Raw genomic sequence first — 16,674 nt, 5'->3', positions numbered from 1 at the left:
CTGGATCACTACCTCGGCCGCGTTGTTTCGCGCACCACCAGTTCCACCGGCGGCACCCGCGTGGGCACGCGGTCGCCGCTGATCAGCCGCAGCAGTGCGTTCATCGCCGTCAGGCCGATATCGTACAGCGGCTGGCGCACCGTGGTCAGCGGCGGCGTCGTGAACGCGGAGCCGGGCAGGTCGTCGAAGCCCACCAGCGACACGTCTTCGGGCACGCGCACGCCCTTGCGGTACAGCGCCAGGCGCACGCCATAGGCGCTCTGGTCGTTGGCCGCGAACACGGCGGAAAATTCCTGGCGCGTCTCGAACAGGTGGTTGATCGCGATGAGGCCGCTGTTTTCATGGAAGTTGCCCTCGACGACGAGCGCCGGGTCGACCGGGATACCGGCGCCTTCGAGCGCCTTGCGGTAGCCGCGCAAGCGGCTCGAGGCGTCGGCGTGGCTGGGCGGGCCGGACACGAAGGCGATGCGCCGGTGGCCCAGTTCGATCAGGTGCTGCACGGCCAGGAAGGCGCCGTGCTCGTTGTCCATCGTGAAGCCCAGCGCATTCGGCGCATCGAGCGGGCGGCCCGTGACGACGATCGGGCGCTGGGTGGCGAAGTGCAGCAGCTCGTCGTCCGGCAGGTTGCCGGAAAGGAGGATGATGCCGTCGACCTTGCGCGCCAGCAGCAGGCGGATACGGTCCGCTTCTTCCAGGGCGCTCCAGTGGCCGGTGACGATCACGGAGGCATAGCCGGTGCCTTTCAGGCCATCGTCGACGCCGTGCAGTATTTCGTCGAAGAACGGCGACGAGATATCCTGCACGATGATGCCGATCGTGTGCGTGCGGCCCTTCTTGAGGCCTTGCGCCATCAGGTTCGGTGCGAAGTTGGTGCGTGCGATCGCCTTCATGACGGCTTGCCGCTTGTCGTCGGAGACGCGCGCGGTGCCGTTCAGGATGCGCGACACGGTCGAGGGCGAGACGCCCGCCTCCCGGGCGACGTCGAGCAGGGTCGAGGGCCCGGCGGCCACTGTTGGCTCGGTTGTTTTATTCAATTGTTATCCCGTGGGTGTACCGACGGGCAAGATTAACATATAAAAAGTACCATTACAGCGCCGGCTGTACCCCCGACACGGTGACATCGGCACTGCCCTCGGCCAGCCGCACGGTCAGTTTCCGGCGCGGCTGCAGCTGGCTTGGGGAACGCAGGATCGCCCCCTTGCTGTCGGTGATGATCGCGTAGCCCCGTTCCAGCGTGCGTTGCGGGTTCAGCAGTTCGAGCTGCGCGGCCAGCGCGCCCAGCGCTTCGCGCTCGCGCTGCACGCGCGCACCGATGTTGACGGCGCAGCGGTGCTGCAGCGCGGCCAGGTGGGCCCGCACCGGGCGGGTGTCCGGTCGCTGCGCGGCCAGCCGCCCGGCCAGGCGTTCCAGCGCGTGGCGCGCCTGGTTCAGCGGCGTGCGGTTGGCGTGCATCATCGCCGTGGAAAGCGCCAGCAATTCCAGGCGTTGCTGGCGGATGCGCGCGGTGGGGCTCAGCAGCCGGCGCCCATGGAGGTCGAGTGCCTGGGCGGCGTCATCGAGCGTGCGGCGCATGGCGCGGCGCAGGTCGCCCGCGTCGGCGCGCAGCGAAGCCAGCCAGTCGCCGCGCGGCGTGGCGGCCAGCTCGGCGGCGGCGGTCGGCGTGGCCGCGCGCAGGTCGGCGGCAAAATCGGCGATCGTGAAATCGGTCTCGTGGCCCACGCCGGAAATCACCGGCATGCTGCACTCGGCGATCGCGTATGCCACGGCTTCCTCGTTGAAGGACCACAGGTCCTCGATGCTGCCGCCGCCCCGGCAGACGAGCAGCACGTCGCACTCGGCGCGTGCCGACGCGGTGCGGATCGCCTGCGCGATCTGCCCGGCGGCCAGCTGGCCCTGGACCAGCGTGGGGTAGAGCACCACGCGCACATGCGGCGCGCGGCGGCGCAGCGCAATCAGCACGTCGCGCAATGCCGCCGCCTGCGGGCTGGTGACGATACCGATCGTGCGGGCGAACAGGGGAATGGCGCGCTTGCGCTCCTCGTCGAACAGGCCGGCGGCGGACAGCCTTTCCTTCAGCCGCATGAACGCCTCGAACAGCGCGCCGACACCGGCACGGCGGATCGCTTCCACGTTGATCTGGTAATCGCCGCGCGGCCCATACAGCGTGACGAGGGCGCGCACCTCGACCTTGTCGCCTTCGCGCGGCATGAAGCCCGCATACTGGGCGCGGCCGCGGAACATCACGGCGCGCACCTGGGCAGCATCATCCTTGAGAGTGAAATACCAGTGGCCGGACGCGGCGCGCGTGAAATTGGAGATTTCCCCAGCGATCCATGTCAGGGGAAACGACCGTTCCAGCAGGCGCGACACGGCCTGGTTCAGCGCGCTCACGGTCATTACGGCGTTCTGGCCGGGGTCAGAATCGGGGCGGTCGAAGGTCGTCATCGGAAAGACTGTCCACAGAGTCATCAAGCGGTCATGCTTATGTCATATCTCGCCTAAAACAGCAAGGTGTTTTTCCAAGCTACTGATTTATAAAGATAAAAAGACTTGCCGCATTCGTGGGCAGCGTAAGAATATTCTTACAAATCAAAGACTTCACTGATGGGCAGCGTTCTTACACACAAAGATATCCACAGAAATTGTGGGGAACCTTGCAACTCTTAAACATGATTGCTGTAAATTTCCGCAGGAAAACTAATTCTTTGCAAATCATGGACTTGGCCGGTGTCGCTCATGTTTCCCCACAATTTTATCCACAGAACTTGTGCAGAAGCCGCGCAATGCAACCCTGCGAAGGGAATGCCGCCAGGGTTGGTAGCGACTGCCTATTATTTGAGCGTTGAAGGTTTATCCTTATAAATCAATAGTCTCCATGCCGCTTGCGGGCCTTGCGCACAATATTGTCCACAGATTTTGTGCAGAAAGCAGGGCAGGCACTCCGGAGGCAGCCTTGCACGCTGCGCGGCCATGTTTGCGCAATTATTGTGCAGTCTTATTTTATCCTTATAAATCAATGGCTTTGGTGTGATTAGCGAGTCTTGCCAACAATCTTATCAACAGTTACTGTGCAGAAGGCATGCCGGCTGTACCGGTGCTTCCAGCACGGCTGCAATTTTTTTGCGCAAGATGTGAATTGATAGCAATATCAACGACTTACATGCTGCTCGCCGGCGTTGCCAACAATATTGTCCACAGAAACTGTTGAGAATGACAAAGGGCGGCGGTCACAGATCTCTGCCCAAAAAATGTGCATTAGACGAATTCCCTTTGCATTCAATGAGTTGCGCTCTTGAATTGACATTGCTCACAATCTTCTCCACAGAATCTGTGCAGAACGCCCGCCCGGGACAACGCGCCTGGCCGCACTTGCCGCCGCCCCGGCAACACGCTACATTGCGCGTCTGCGTTAATGTCTGTGCCAATACAAGGAGTATGTTTTGCTCGCCATCTTTCAAGCCGCCGGCTGGCCGATCTGGCTGCTGCTGATCGCTTCCATCGTTGCCACCGCGCTGATCATCGAACGCCTGATGACGCTGCGCCGGGCCCGCATCGTTCCACCGAACCTGCTCGATGAAGTGGTGCGCGTCTACCGCAGCGGCAGCATCACCCCGGACATCACCGGCAAGCTGGAAACGAGTTCGCCGCTGGGCGTGGTGCTGTCGGCCGCGCTGCGCAACGTGAACGCACCGCGCGAGGTCATGAAGGAATCGATCGAAGAGGCGGGCAACGGCGTGGCGCACACGCTGGAGCGCTTCCTGACGACGCTGGGCACGATCGCCACGCTGGCGCCCCTGATGGGCCTGTTCGGCACGGTGGTCGGCATGATCGAGATCTTCGGCTCGCAGAATCCGGCCGGCGCCAATCCGGCGCAGCTTGCCCACGGGATTTCCGTGGCGCTCTACAACACCGGTTTCGGCCTGGCCATCGCCATGCCCACGCTGGTGTTCTACCGGCACTTCCGCGCGCTGGTGGACAGCTACGTGATCCAGATGGAGCAGCAGGCCGTGCGCTTCGTCGACATCGTCCACGATTCACGTAAATGAGCACGCAGATGAGCACGCGTATGACCGCGCGTTGGAGCGCGCAGGAGGGCCTCGCATGAATTTTCGCAAGGGCCGGCGCCGCGAAGATCCGGAGATCAACCTGATCCCGTTCATCGACGTACTGCTGGTGATCCTGATCTTCCTGATGGTATCGACGACCTATAGCAAGTTCACCGAACTGCAGATCACGTTGCCGACGGCGGACGCGCAAAAGGCCGTGGACCAGCCGGACCAGATCGATGTGACCGTCGATGCCAAGGGCAACTACACGATCAATGGCGAGCCGGTATCGTTCCGCGACGTGGCGGGACTGGCCTCGGTGCTGAAGGCCGCGGCCAGTCCGGGCAGCGACCCGGTGGTGGTGGTCAATGCCGACCAGTTCGCGATGCACCAGATGGTGGTGAACGTGATGGAAGCCGCGCGCATCGCCGGTTTCGGCAAGCTGACGTTCGCGGCGCAGACGGGGAGCGGGAAATAGCCCCGTTCCAGAGCCGGTTCCGAAGCCCGTTCCGCGAGCCCGCACGCAGCCGATGACCCTCGAATCGACCCTTACCCGCGCCTGGCTGCGACGCGGCCCGCTGGCGTGCGCGCTGTATCCCGTGTCGCTGCTGGTCCGCGCCCTCACGGGACTGCGCGGCTTGCTGTACCGTGCCGGCGTGCTGGCCTCGAGCCGCTTGCCGGTACCGGTGATCGTGGTCGGCAATATCTTCATCGGCGGCACCGGCAAGACGCCGCTGACGATCTGGCTGGTCGAACAGTTGCGTGCGAAAGGCTTGCGGCCGGGCGTGATCTCGCGCGGCTTCGGTGGCAAGGGTGGCGGGCCTGACTCCGCCGGGCCGCGCCCCGTGACCGCGCTGTCGACACCGGCGCAGGTGGGCGACGAGCCGGTGCTGATCGCCACCCGGGCCGCGTGCCCCGTGTTCGTCTGCCGCGACCGCGCCGCGGCGGGCAGGGCGCTGCTGGCCGCACACCCGGAAGTGGACGTGATCATCACCGACGACGGCTTGCAGCACTATGCCTTGCAGCGCGACGTGGAAGTCATGCTGTTCGACGGGCGTGGCGTCGGCAATGGCTGGACGCTGCCGGCCGGGCCGCTGCGCGAGCCGGCCTCGCGCCGGCGCGACGTCACTGTCGTCAATGCGCCGACGCTGACGCCGCGGCTGGCCGCGAGCGTGGGCGGCACGCCATTCCAGATGCTCCTTGCCGGCGCCTGTGCCGAGCGCCTGGCCGACCGGCGCGAGCGCGTGCCGCTGTCCGGCATGGCGGCGCGCGGGCGCCTCGCCGCGGCTGCCGGCATCGGCAATCCGCGGCGCTTCTTCGGCATGCTGGCCGATGCCGGCCTGGCGTTCGAGGAACTGCCGCTGCCCGACCACCACGATTTCCTCGACCGGCCCTTCGCCCGCATCGACGCCGACGCGATCTTGATGACGGAGAAGGATGCAGTAAAATGCGCACAAATCGAAGAACTGAGAAACGATCCGCGGCTGTGGGTCGTTCCGGTCAGCGCGCAGCTCGACGTGGCGCTGGTCGAACACATTGTGGAGAAATGCCGTGGACGCACGTTTGCTTGACATCCTGGTCTGCCCCGTTTGCAAGGGGCCGCTGGAATACGATAAGAAAGCCCAGGAAATGATCTGCCGCGGCGACCGCCTGGCGTATCCGGTCCGCGACGGCATCCCGATCATGTGGGCCGACGAGGCCCGCACGCTGCAAGATCATGTCGACTGAGTGCGCGCGGACTGAAAAGCGAGAAACCGTGAGTTTTACCGTCATCATTCCCGCGCGGCTGGCCTCGACCCGGCTGCCGAACAAGCCGCTGGCCGACCTGGCCGGCAAGCCGATGATCGTGCGCGTTGCCGAGCGTGCCGCGCTGTCCGGCGCCAGCCGCATCGTCGTGGCCACCGACCATCCCTCGATCCTGGAAGCCTGCGCGGCGCACGGCATCGAAGCGGTGATGACGCGCGCCGACCATCCTTCCGGCACCGACCGCATCGCCGAGGTGGCGCTCGCGCTCGGCCTGGCGCCTTCAGCCGTGGTCGTCAACCTGCAGGGCGACGAGCCGCTGATCGACCCGGCGCTGCTGGCCGCCTGCGCCACGCGCATCGGCGCGAACGTGCCGATGGCCACGTGCGCGCATCCGCTGCACGACGTGGTCGATGCCTTCAATCCCAATGTGGTGAAGGTGGTGCTGGACAAGGCCGGCCGCGCGCTGTACTTCAGCCGCGCCACGATTCCCTGGGCACGCGATGCGTTCGCGCAGTCAAAGGAGGGTCTGCCCGATGGCTACGCGCCGCTGCGCCACATCGGCCTGTACGCCTACCGCAACGATTTCCTGCAGGCATATCCGCAGCTGGAAGTCTCGCCGCTGGAGACCATCGAAGCGCTCGAACAGTTGCGCGTGCTGTGGCACGGCCATCCTATCGCCGTGCACGTCACCGACGCGGCGCCGGCGCCCGGCGTGGACACCCCGGAAGACCTGGCGCGGGTCCGCACTCACTTCGGTTGAGCGTTTGACGTTTTTGCGCGGCGAACGGCCTCTCGAAGTGGCGTTGGGCCGGCGTTTTGTGGTAAGTTTCGTCACTAATGACACACTTACCACCAAACTATTAAAATCGTTTTAGGAAATTTCATGCGTCTCATTCTGTTAGGACCACCCGGCGCCGGCAAGGGCACCCAGGCCAACTTCATCAAGGAAAAATACAACATTCCTCAGATTTCGACCGGTGACATGCTGCGCGCGGCCATCAAGGCCGGCAGCGAGATGGGCCTGGCCGCAAAAAAAGTGATGGACGCTGGCCAGTTGGTTTCCGACGACATCATCATCGGCCTGGTGAAGGACCGCCTGAAAGAAGCCGACTGTGCCAATGGCTACCTGTTCGATGGTTTCCCGCGCACGATCGCGCAGGCCGATGCGATGAAGGATGCCGGCGTGAAGATCGACTATGTGCTGGAAATCGACGTGCCCGATGAACAGATCATCGAGCGCATGGATGGCCGCCGCTGCCACCCCGGCTCGGGCCGCGTTTATCACGTCAAGTTCAACCCGCCAAAGGTAGAAGGGCAGGACGACATTACCGGCGAACCGCTGGTGCAGCGCGACGACGACAAGGCCGAGACCGTGAAGAAGCGCCTGGATGTGTACCACACCCAGACCGAGGTACTGTTAGGTTATTACAACGAGTGGGCCAAATCGGGCGCCGCCGAAGCCCCGAAATACCGCAAGATCGAAGGTGTCGGTGCCGTCGATCAGATCCGAGACCGCGCGTTCAACGCGCTGGCGGAATAAGAAAACAACGAACGGACCGCAACGGTCCGTTTTTTTTTGCCGGCCCCCTTGGCCGCAGCCGCACAGGCTTCCACGACAGTCTGATGTACTTCGTCTTGTCTGCATCGTCTTGTCTGCATCGTCATGTCTGCATCGTTTCGTTGCATTGTTTCGTTACCTTCGTTTCGCTTGCCGCTGATGCGGCGTGATGAAGTCCGATTTGCTCCAATTCGATAACGTTGGTTCACAAAGGGGGGAACTTATGGCAGCAGGTCTGTGGTTTGCGGTGGCGTGCGGCGTCATCGCAGTGATTTACGGTCTGTACTCGCGCAGCTGGATCCTGGCACAGGATGCGGGCAATGCCCGCATGCAGGAAATCGCCACGGCGATCCAGCAGGGCGCCAGTGCCTATCTCGCGCGGCAATACCGCACCATCGCCATCGTCGGCGTCATCCTCCTCGTTGCCATCTTCCTGCTGCTCGGCGTGCAGACGGCGCTGGGTTTCCTGATCGGCGCGGTATTGTCCGGCGCCTGCGGCTTCATTGGCATGAACGTGTCGGTGCGCGCCAACGTGCGCACGGCGCAGGCAGCATCGATCAGCCTGGACAAGGCGCTGGACGTGGCCTTCAAGAGCGGCGCGATCACCGGGCTGCTGGTCGTGGGCCTGGGCCTGCTGGGCGTGGCGCTGTTCTACTGGATGCTGACCGCCTTTGCCAGCACCGCCTACCCGGCGCCCGATCTGAACCACCACGATGTGATCAAGCCGCTGATCGGGCTGGCGTTCGGCGCCTCGCTGATCTCGATCTTCGCCCGGCTCGGCGGCGGCATCTTCACCAAGGGGGCCGACGTCGGTGCGGACCTGGTCGGCAAGGTGGAAGCGGGCATTCCCGAGGATGACCCGCGCAATCCCGCCGTGATCGCCGACAACGTGGGCGACAACGTGGGCGACTGCGCCGGCATGGCGGCGGACCTGTTCGAGACCTATGTGGTGACGCTGATCGCAACGATGCTGCTGGGCGCACTGATGATCGCGGATGCGCCGCGCGAGGCGATCCTGTACCCGCTGCTGCTGGGCGGCGTGTCGATCCTGGCATCGATCGTCGGCTGCCTGTTCGTCAAGGCCAAGCCGGGCAAGAAGATCATGTCGGCGCTGTACACGGGGCTGTGGTGGTCGGCGATCCTGTCGCTGGTCGGCTTTGCCGTCGTGACCTGGCTGGTGTGGGACAGCTACGACATGCGCTGGCAGATGATGGGCGCGACCGTGGTGGGCATCGTGCTCACCGGGCTGATGGTGTACATCACCGAGTACTATACGGGTACCGACTTCAAGCCGGTGCGCCACATCGCCGAAGCGTCGACGACCGGCCACGGCACCAACATCATCGCGGGCCTGGGTGTGTCGATGAAATCGACCGCGTATCCGGTGCTGGCGGTGTGCGTGGCGATCCTCGTGTCGTTCGAGCTGGCCGGCCTGTACGGCATCGCGATCGCCGCCACGGCGATGCTGTCGATGGCCGGCATCGTCGTCGCGCTCGACGCCTACGGACCGGTCACGGACAATGCCGGCGGCATCGCCGAGATGGCCGGCATGCCGGAATCGGTGCGGGCGATCACCGACCCGCTCGATGCGGTCGGCAACACCACCAAGGCCGTCACGAAAGGGTATGCGATCGGTTCGGCGGGCCTCGCCGCGCTGGTGCTGTTCGCCGACTACACGCATGCGCTGGAGTCGCGTGGCATCGATATCGCGTTCGACCTGTCGAACCCGATGGTGATCGTGGGGCTGTTCATCGGCGGCCTGATTCCCTACCTGTTCGGCGCGATGGCGATGGAAGCGGTGGGGCGCTCGGCGGGCGCGGTGGTCATCGAGGTACGGCGCCAGTTCCGCGAGATCAAGGGCATCATGGACGGTACCGGCAAGCCCGAATACGACAAGGCAGTGGACATGCTGACGGCATCGGCGATCCGCGAGATGATCGTGCCATCGCTGCTGCCGGTGGTCGTGCCGATCCTCGTGGGCATGCTGCTGGGGCCCGCCGCCCTGGGTGGCATGCTGATGGGTACCATCATCACCGGCCTGTTCGTGGCAATCTCGATGACGACCGGCGGTGGCGCGTGGGACAACGCCAAGAAGTATATCGAGGATGGCAACTTCGGCGGCAAGGGCTCCGAGGCGCACAAGGCGGCCGTGACCGGCGACACCGTGGGCGACCCGTACAAGGACACGGCCGGCCCGGCCGTCAATCCGCTCATCAAGATCATCAACATCGTCGCGCTGCTGCTGGTGCCGCTGCTGCCGGCGACGGGCTGGCTGGCCGTGACGCAGGAACCGGTGCACGCCCGGGCCAAGGTGCAGACCCACGTGGCCACCGGGGTGCCCCAGGCATTGCCGGCGGCACCGGCCGCGGAACGCTGAGCCGGCGCCGGCATCGGCCGGCGCCATCCGTGCCGTGCGGCGGCTCCCCGGCAGGGCGGCGTATCATGAATGCGCCGCCTTGCCCGGATTCCATCATGCCGCCGTGCCGTTCCATCGTTCTCGCCACCGCTCTCGCTACCTTCATGGCCTCGCTGTTGCCGGCGCTTGCGCTGGCACGGCAAGACGCCACCGCCGACCGCGAAGCTTACGCGAAGCTGCCCGTCTGCCGGCTCGGCGCGGATGGCCGCAGCCTGGAAATCGAGCCATGCCGCACGGCACCCGCGCAGCGCCCCATGCCGCGGCGACCGGTTCCGCAACAGGACTACCGCGGCACGCACATCGGCATTCCCGACACCACGCCCGAAGTGACGCCCGACACCCGGCCCGTGCTGCCATCGGCCACGCTCGAGCCGCGTGCGCCGTATCCGGCGGCGCCCGTCGCCCCGGTGCCACCCGCTGTCAATCCTGCTCCCCGTTCCCCGTATGCGAGTCCGCCGCCGGGCACGTATGCCGCCCCCACGCCGACGCGGCCTTCGCCCACGACCTGCGTGGGCAGCACCTGCCGCGACGCCGCGGGCAACACATTCCAGGGCGGCGGCACCGGCGTGACCCGCGGCCCGGCGGGCCGGCATTGCACGACCACGGGAGGCTTTGTCCGCTGCATGTGATTCCGCTACAATGCTCCAATTGACGCTTACGTAAACGTAAACCAGGGAGACGGCATGCAGATTCAGGACAACATATTCATCATCACGGGAGGCGCTTCCGGGCTGGGCGCGGCCACGGCGCGCACGCTGGCGGCGGCGGGCGGCAAGGTCGTGCTGGCGGACTTGCAGGCGGCGGCGGGCGAGGCCCTCGCCGCGGAACTGGGCGGCAGGTTCGTGCGCTGCGACGTCACGCAGGAAGCCGATGGCCTCGCGGTCGTGGCCGCGGCACGTGAACTGGGCCCGTTGCGAGGCATCGTCAACTGCGCGGGTGTGGCGCCGGCGGCAAAGACGGTCGGCAAGGAAGGCCCGCATCCGCTGGACGCGTTTACGCGCACGATCGGCATCAACCTCGTTGGCACGTTCAACATGTGCCGGCTCGCCGCCGATGCGATGGGCCGGCTGGAGCCGCTCGAGCATGGCGAGCGCGGTGTCATCGTCAACACGGCCTCCGTGGCCGCGTTCGACGGGCAGATGGGCCAGGCCGCGTATGCCGCGTCGAAAGCGGGCGTGGCCGGCATGACGCTGCCGATGGCGCGCGACCTCGCCCGGAGCGGGATCCGCGTGATGACGATCGCGCCCGGCATTTTCGAGACGCCGATGCTGCTGGGGATGCCCGACGAGGTGCAGGAGGCGCTCGGCAAGATGGTGCCATTCCCGCCGCGGCTGGGCAAGCCGGTCGAATATGCCCACCTGGCGAAGGCGATCATCGAGAACGTGATGCTCAATGGCGAGACGATCCGCCTCGATGGCGCGATACGGATGCAGCCGAAATAGAGTAGGATTTAGCTACTTTTCATCAGAAACGCGCGCATGGTCGCGCGTTTTGCATTTCAGGGAGAACCGATGACCCGACTTTATTCTTGGGCACAGAGCATGTCGCTTGCCGCGCTGACGTTGTGTGCCGCGACCCCGGTGCTGGCGCAGGAGGCGGTGAAAGAACCAGCTGCCTTGCAGCGCGCTCCCGAAATTGCCACCGGTTATACCGAGAAGCAGGGCGTCGCCGCGCAGCACTACATGGTGGCGGCGGCAAACCCGCTGGCCACCGAGGCCGGGTACCGCATGTTGAAGGCGGGCGGCAGCGCGATCGACGCGGCGATCGCCACGCAGATGGTGCTGACGCTGGTGGAACCGCAATCGTCCGGCATTGGCGGCGGCGCTTTCCTGATGCTGTATGACGGCAAGAAAGTGCATTCCTACGATGGCCGTGAAACGGCGCCGCAGGCCGCCACCGAGCGGCTGTTCCTAGACAAGGACGGCAAGCCGATGTCGCGCGCGGAAGGCATCGTCGGCGGCCGCTCGACCGGTGCGCCGGGCGTGGTGCGGATGCTGGCGCTGGTGCATGCGAAGCACGGCAAGCTGCCCTGGGCCACGCTGTTCGAACCGGCCATCGAGCTGGCCGACAGGGGCTTCGCGGTAAGCCCGCGGCTGAACGCGCTGCTGCGGTACGACCAGAAGCGGCTGCCGCGCGATCCGGTCGCCGCGGCCTACTTCTATGGCAAGGATGGCGAACCGCACCCGGTGGGCTACCTGCTGAAGAATCCCGAGCTGGCGAAGACGCTGCGCGAGATCGCGCGTGGCGGCGCCGACGCGTTCTATACGGGCCGCATCGCCCGTGACATCGCCGCGAAGGTGGCGAACCATCCGACCAATCCGGGCCTGCTGACGGTGCGCGACATCGCCGATTACCGGCCGAAGAAGCGCGATCCGGTGTGCGCCGATTACCGCAAGTGGAAGGTGTGCGGGGCGCCGCCGCCATCGTCCGGCGGCATCGCCATCGCGCAGATGCTGGGCATCCTCGAGAACACGGCAATCGCCGCGCACCCGCCGGTGGCTGGCAACCTCGATGCCGAAGCGATCCACCTGTTTTCCGAGGCGGGCCGGCTGGCCTACGCGGACCGCAACCGCTACGTGGCCGACACCGATTTCGTTCCATTGCCCGGCAAGGGCATCGCCTCCATGCTCGACAAGGGTTACCTGGCCCAGCGCGCGGCGCTGATCGGCGCGCAGTCGATGGGCAGCGCGCAGGCCGGCACGCCGCAGGGCATGCAGGTGGCGTGGGGCACGGATACGGCGCTGGACCGCCCGTCCACATCGCACCTGGTGGCGGTGGACAAGTACGGCAACGGCTTGTCGATGACGACGTCCGTGGAGGACGCGTTCGGCTCGCGCCAGATGGTTGCCGGCTTCATGCTGAACAACCAGCTGACCGATTTCTCGTTCGACGCGGCCGATGACAACGGCCCGATCGCCAACCGCGTGCAGCCGGGCAAGCGGCCGCGCAGCGCCATGTCGCCCACGCTGGTACTGGAACGCAAGGCAAACGGCGAACCCGGCAAGCTGGTGCTGGCAACCGGCTCGCCGGGCGGTTCGTCGATCATCAACTACGTCATGAAAGTGCTGGTCGGCACGCTGGACTGGAACCTCGACGTGCAACAGGCGATCAGCCTGCCCAACTTCGGCAGCCGTAACGGACCGACCGAACTGGAAGCGGGCCGCGTGGGCGCCGACGTGATCGCCCGGCTGAAGGCCAAGGGCCATGACGTGCGCGAGTTCGAGCAGAACTCGGGATTGCAGGGCATTGGACGGGTTCGACGCGACGGCAGGGAGCTGTGGTTCGGCGGCGCCGATCCGCGGCGCGAAGGCATCGTGCGCGGCGACTGAGTCAGGGCCGGGTCAGCAGCGCCAGCAGTTCGGCCGTATCGACGGGCTTGACGAGGTGGTGGTCGAAGCCGGCGGCGCGTGTCCGCTCCCGGTCGCTGTCCTGGCCGTAGCCCGTGACGGCGACCAGCATCACGCCTGCCATGCCGGGCATGGCGCGCAGGCGGCCGGCCAGGGCGATGCCGTCGATGTCGGGCAGCCCGATGTCGAGCACGAAGACCTGCGGGCACGCCGAGGCGGCCACCTCCAGCGCGGCAACACTCGAATGCACGGCGCTGGCCGCATGCCCGCTGGCCGTCAGCAACCCGGCCAGGGAATCGGCCGCGTCCCGGTTATCGTCGACCACCACGATGCGCAGCGAGCGCCCTGGTAACGTTTGCGCGGGCGATGCCGGCGCGCCGGCCAGGGCGCCATCCACGCGCGGCAGGCGCACCGTGAACGTGCTGCCCTTGCCCGCGCCAACGCTGCGCGCGGCGATCGTGCCGCCATGCGATTCGACCAGGCTCCTGGCCAGCGCCAGGCCAATGCCCAGGCCGCCCTGGGTGCGGTCGGGGCCGCGCTGGCCCTGCACGAAGAGGTCGAAGATCCGCGTGGCCAGGCCGGCTTCCATGCCGATGCCGTTGTCCGTCACTTCCAGGACAACATCGTTCGCCGTCGTTGCCAGGCGGATGGCGAGCTCTCCGCCATTCGGCGTGAACTTGGCCGCGTTCGTGACGATGTTGGCGATCGCCTGGATGATGCGCTTGCGGTCCGCGCTCACCATCGCCGGGGCGGCGCCGACGTCGAGCACGAGCCGGTGGCGGCGGGACTGCACCAGCGGCGCTGCCTGTTCGACCGCCTCGGCCACGACGTCGCGCAGGTCGACCGGGTTTTTCGCCAGCGCGACCAGCCCGCGCGTGACACGGGCCACGTCGAGCAGGTCGTCGATGAGGCCTTTCATGTGGCCGACCTGGCGCAGGATCACGGCGCTGGCCTGCCCGATGCGCTCCTGATCGCCGCCGGCGATCGCCAGCAACTGCGCCGCGGCGCTGATCGGTGCGAGCGGGTTGCGCAGTTCGTGCGCGAGCATGGCCAGGAATTCATCCTTGGCCCGATTGGAATGTGACAGCTCCGCCACCAGCGCTTCGCGTTCCCGGTGCGCCAGTTCCAGCAGATGACGCTCGGTCGCATCGCGCGTGAAACAGCGCGTGTAGCGCAGGCGGCCATTGTCGATGCACGCATTGGTGCTGATGACAACATGCCGGATCGATCCGTCCCGGCAGCGCAGGCGCGCGGGCTGGTCGTGCAGCGTTTCCCCGGCCTGCAGGCGGTGCAGGATGTCCTCGATGACGGGCCTGTCGGCATGGAACCTGGCGACGTGGTGGCCGACATATTCGTCCCACCGGTAGCCCAGCAGCGCCAGCTCGGCCTTGTTGGCCCATAGGATGATACCGTCCGGGCCGACCCGGTGCAGGCTTTCGGCGGCGTTTTCCAGGAAGTCCGCCAGCTCGCGTTCGCGGTGCAGCAGCGTCTGTTCCGACGCGCGGGCGCGGGCGACTTCGCTCCGCAGGGCGAGATTGTCTTGCTCGAGAAGGGCCAGTTGCAGGGAGGCCTCGCGCTGCGCAGGCATGGCGGCGTGGCCGTGCGGACGCACATGGTCGTGCACGCAGCAGATCCGGCGAAAGGCCGCCGCTTCGCCATCGGTGGGGAACAGTTGCCATGGATAGGCACAGAACAGCGTGAACCGGCATTCGACGCGCAACCCGTTCCACAGCTCTTCCAGGCGCACCGCGGCGTCGAACCGGCCTTGTTCGCACAGCAGCGCCACCATTTCGCCGAACGCATGCACCGGCCTGCCGGTGTTCGCCGCCTTGCGCACGACGGTACCCACGACTTCGTCGAAGCGCCGCGCGTCGGGCCAGCCATCGACCATGAAACGCGCGAGCAGATCGGCCGCATCGAGCATGACAAGCTCCCCTGGAAACCAGCCGGGCTCGCCTTCCAGCCCACCAAGGCCCGCCAGTTGCTGCCGCAGCATGGCCAGGTGTTCCGCCGTCGCGATGGCGATCCCCGCACCGCCCGCGCGCAGTCCCTGGTCGAGAAACTCCGACACTTCGGCCAGCAGCACGACCTCGTCCTTGTAGAACCGCACGAAATGCGCCGCCTCGCTCGAGGCGTCCAGCGCTGCCGGTTGTGTGTCCGTGTTCAATGTGCACCTCTCATCGATGGATGACCGGCGGACCAGGGATCGGCTCGGGACGTCGGGTCGCCGGGAGAAATGGCTGGGCTGCCGAAGGCGCCGCCAGCGCCTGCACGGCCCCGCATCACACTCGCGCCGTGGTCGCCAGGCCGCCGGACCACTCTCCGGCATCATATCATCCACGCCCGGGCCTGTTCAAAGGTGCCTTCCGCCGTGTTACCCTTAGTAAATGGGAATGAAAAAAAAGACCGGCCTGATCCTGACCGGGGCGGCGCGCGGGGCGCCTACCAGGTCGGGGTACTGCAGGCAATCGCGGAGATATTGTGGGATGAAGGCTGGGCGCCTGCGCGCAGTCCGTTCCAGATCATCTGCGGCACCTCGGCGGGCGCCATCAATGCCACGGCGCTGGCCTGCCGGGCCGACAATTTCGGCGAGAGCGTGGCGAAGCTGATGGACGTGTGGTCGCACATCACCGTCGAGCAGGTGTACCGCGCCGATTCCCTGGGCGTACTGCGCTCCGGCGCGCGCTGGCTGTCGCTGCTGTCGTTCGGCTGGCTGCTGCGCAAGTGGCGCGCGGCGCCGCCGACGTCGCTGCTGAACAACACGCCGCTCGTCAGCCTGCTGCACCGGATGCTGGACCTGCCGCGCCTCGACGGCGTGCTGCAGGAAGGCCTGCTGCACGCGGTGGCCGTCACCGCGTCGTCGTACACCGGCGGCCAGCACATCACGTTCTACCAGACCGCGGCCGAGATCGCGCCGTGGATGCGCATGCAGCGGGTGGCGCTGCAGGACCAGATCGGCGTCGAGCACCTGCTGGCGTCGTCGGCGATTCCGTTCATCTTTCCGGCCACGCCGCTGTACGTGGATGGCCAGCGGGAGTATTGCGGCGACGGCTCGATGCGCCAGCTGGCGCCGATTTCGCCGGCCATCCACCTGGGCGCGGCGAAAGTGCTGGTGGTCGGTGCCGGGCGGCTGACTGAAAAGGCGCGCAACGGCGTGGCCAATGCGCGCTATCCGAGCCTGGCGCAGATTGCCGGCCACGCGCTGTCGTCGATCTTCCTCGACGGCCTGGCGATGGATATCGAACGGCTGAACCGCATCAACAACACCTTGTCGATGCTGCCCGCCGACTTGCTGGAAAAGACGCCGCTGCGGCCCGTGGAACTGCTTGTGATCGCACCGTCCGAGCGGCTCGACGACATCGCGGCACGCCACGTGGGCAGCCTGCCGGCACCGATCCGCGCCATGCTGTCCGGGATCGGCGCGACCGAGGCGCGCGGCGCGGCGCTGGCCTCCTACCTGCTGTTCGAGTCCAGCTATACCAATGAGCTGATCCGCCTCGGCCAGCGCGACACCCATGCCCGCCGGGCCGACGTGCTGGCGTTCTTCGGCACCTGAGGCAG

General features: G+C 66.3%; 13 protein-coding genes and 1 pseudogene. 11 read left to right on the top strand and 3 right to left on the bottom strand.

Going from position 1 to position 16,674, the window contains the following annotated elements; all coding sequences use genetic code 11:
* Positions 1–8 precede the first annotated feature (8 nt).
* A complete protein-coding gene (locus EWM63_RS05875) occupies positions 9–1,034 on the bottom strand; it encodes a LacI family DNA-binding transcriptional regulator (RefSeq protein ID WP_229487750.1) in 1,026 nt (341 codons plus the stop codon).
* Between the two features lie 52 nt (positions 1,035–1,086).
* Positions 1,087–2,445 (bottom strand): exodeoxyribonuclease VII large subunit, encoded by a 1,359-nt coding sequence (xseA, locus tag EWM63_RS05870; RefSeq protein ID WP_130185694.1) that lies wholly within the window; start codon positions 2,443–2,445, stop codon positions 1,087–1,089.
* A 995-nt stretch (positions 2,446–3,440) separates the two neighbouring features.
* Here xseA and EWM63_RS05865 point away from each other — a divergent pair.
* The 10 genes from EWM63_RS05865 (at position 3,441) to ggt (ending at position 13,095) form a co-directional block, all read left to right on the top strand.
* Positions 3,441–4,046: a MotA/TolQ/ExbB proton channel family protein gene (locus EWM63_RS05865; RefSeq protein ID WP_130185693.1), complete on the top strand. Its 606-nt coding sequence runs from the start codon at positions 3,441–3,443 to the stop codon at positions 4,044–4,046.
* A 55-nt stretch (positions 4,047–4,101) separates the two neighbouring features.
* Complete coding sequence (locus EWM63_RS05860) at positions 4,102–4,524, top strand: ExbD/TolR family protein (RefSeq protein ID WP_130185692.1); 423 nt, start codon at positions 4,102–4,104, stop codon at positions 4,522–4,524.
* Positions 4,525–4,576: 52 nt separating this feature from the next.
* The gene (lpxK, locus tag EWM63_RS05855; protein WP_130185691.1) at positions 4,577–5,617 is read left to right on the top strand and encodes a tetraacyldisaccharide 4'-kinase; all 1,041 of its coding nucleotides are present in this window, start codon (positions 4,577–4,579) and stop codon (positions 5,615–5,617) included.
* Positions 5,598–5,774, top strand: coding sequence for a Trm112 family protein (locus EWM63_RS05850; protein ID WP_130185690.1), 177 nt, complete (start codon positions 5,598–5,600; stop codon positions 5,772–5,774). Before lpxK ends, EWM63_RS05850 begins: the two co-directional genes overlap by 20 nt.
* 28 nt (positions 5,775–5,802) lie before the next feature.
* Positions 5,803–6,552, top strand: coding sequence for a 3-deoxy-manno-octulosonate cytidylyltransferase (gene kdsB, locus EWM63_RS05845; protein WP_130185689.1), 750 nt, complete (start codon positions 5,803–5,805; stop codon positions 6,550–6,552).
* Positions 6,553–6,675: 123 nt separating this feature from the next.
* The gene (adk, locus tag EWM63_RS05840; RefSeq protein ID WP_130185688.1) at positions 6,676–7,332 is read left to right on the top strand and encodes an adenylate kinase; all 657 of its coding nucleotides are present in this window, start codon (positions 6,676–6,678) and stop codon (positions 7,330–7,332) included.
* A 241-nt stretch (positions 7,333–7,573) separates the two neighbouring features.
* Positions 7,574–9,727, top strand: coding sequence for a sodium-translocating pyrophosphatase (locus EWM63_RS05835; protein WP_130185687.1), 2,154 nt, complete (start codon positions 7,574–7,576; stop codon positions 9,725–9,727).
* Positions 9,728–9,822: 95 nt separating this feature from the next.
* Positions 9,823–10,395, top strand: coding sequence for a hypothetical protein (locus tag EWM63_RS05830; protein WP_130185686.1), 573 nt, complete (start codon positions 9,823–9,825; stop codon positions 10,393–10,395).
* A gap of 54 nt (positions 10,396–10,449) precedes the next feature.
* The gene (locus tag EWM63_RS05825; protein ID WP_130185685.1) at positions 10,450–11,208 is read left to right on the top strand and encodes a 3-hydroxyacyl-CoA dehydrogenase; all 759 of its coding nucleotides are present in this window, start codon (positions 10,450–10,452) and stop codon (positions 11,206–11,208) included.
* A gap of 69 nt (positions 11,209–11,277) precedes the next feature.
* The gene (gene ggt / locus EWM63_RS05820; RefSeq protein ID WP_130185684.1) at positions 11,278–13,095 is read left to right on the top strand and encodes a gamma-glutamyltransferase; all 1,818 of its coding nucleotides are present in this window, start codon (positions 11,278–11,280) and stop codon (positions 13,093–13,095) included.
* Position 13,096: 1 nt separating this feature from the next.
* Here ggt and EWM63_RS05815 read toward each other — a convergent pair whose 3' ends face one another.
* On the bottom strand, positions 13,097–15,280 hold the full coding sequence (locus tag EWM63_RS05815; protein WP_229487749.1) for an ATP-binding protein: 2,184 nt from the start codon (positions 15,278–15,280) through the stop codon (positions 13,097–13,099).
* A gap of 220 nt (positions 15,281–15,500) precedes the next feature.
* On the opposite strand from EWM63_RS05815, the pseudogene EWM63_RS05810 reads away from it, so the two are divergent.
* Positions 15,501–16,669 (top strand): annotated as a pseudogene (locus EWM63_RS05810) (patatin-like phospholipase family protein).
* Positions 16,670–16,674 lie beyond the last annotated feature (5 nt).

Source organism: Pseudoduganella lutea, assembly GCF_004209755.1.
In the GTDB taxonomy this organism is placed as follows: domain Bacteria; phylum Pseudomonadota; class Gammaproteobacteria; order Burkholderiales; family Burkholderiaceae_D; genus Rugamonas; species Rugamonas lutea.
Note: the sequence above shows the minus strand (reverse complement) of the source record. Positions and strands in the feature narration are given on the sequence as shown.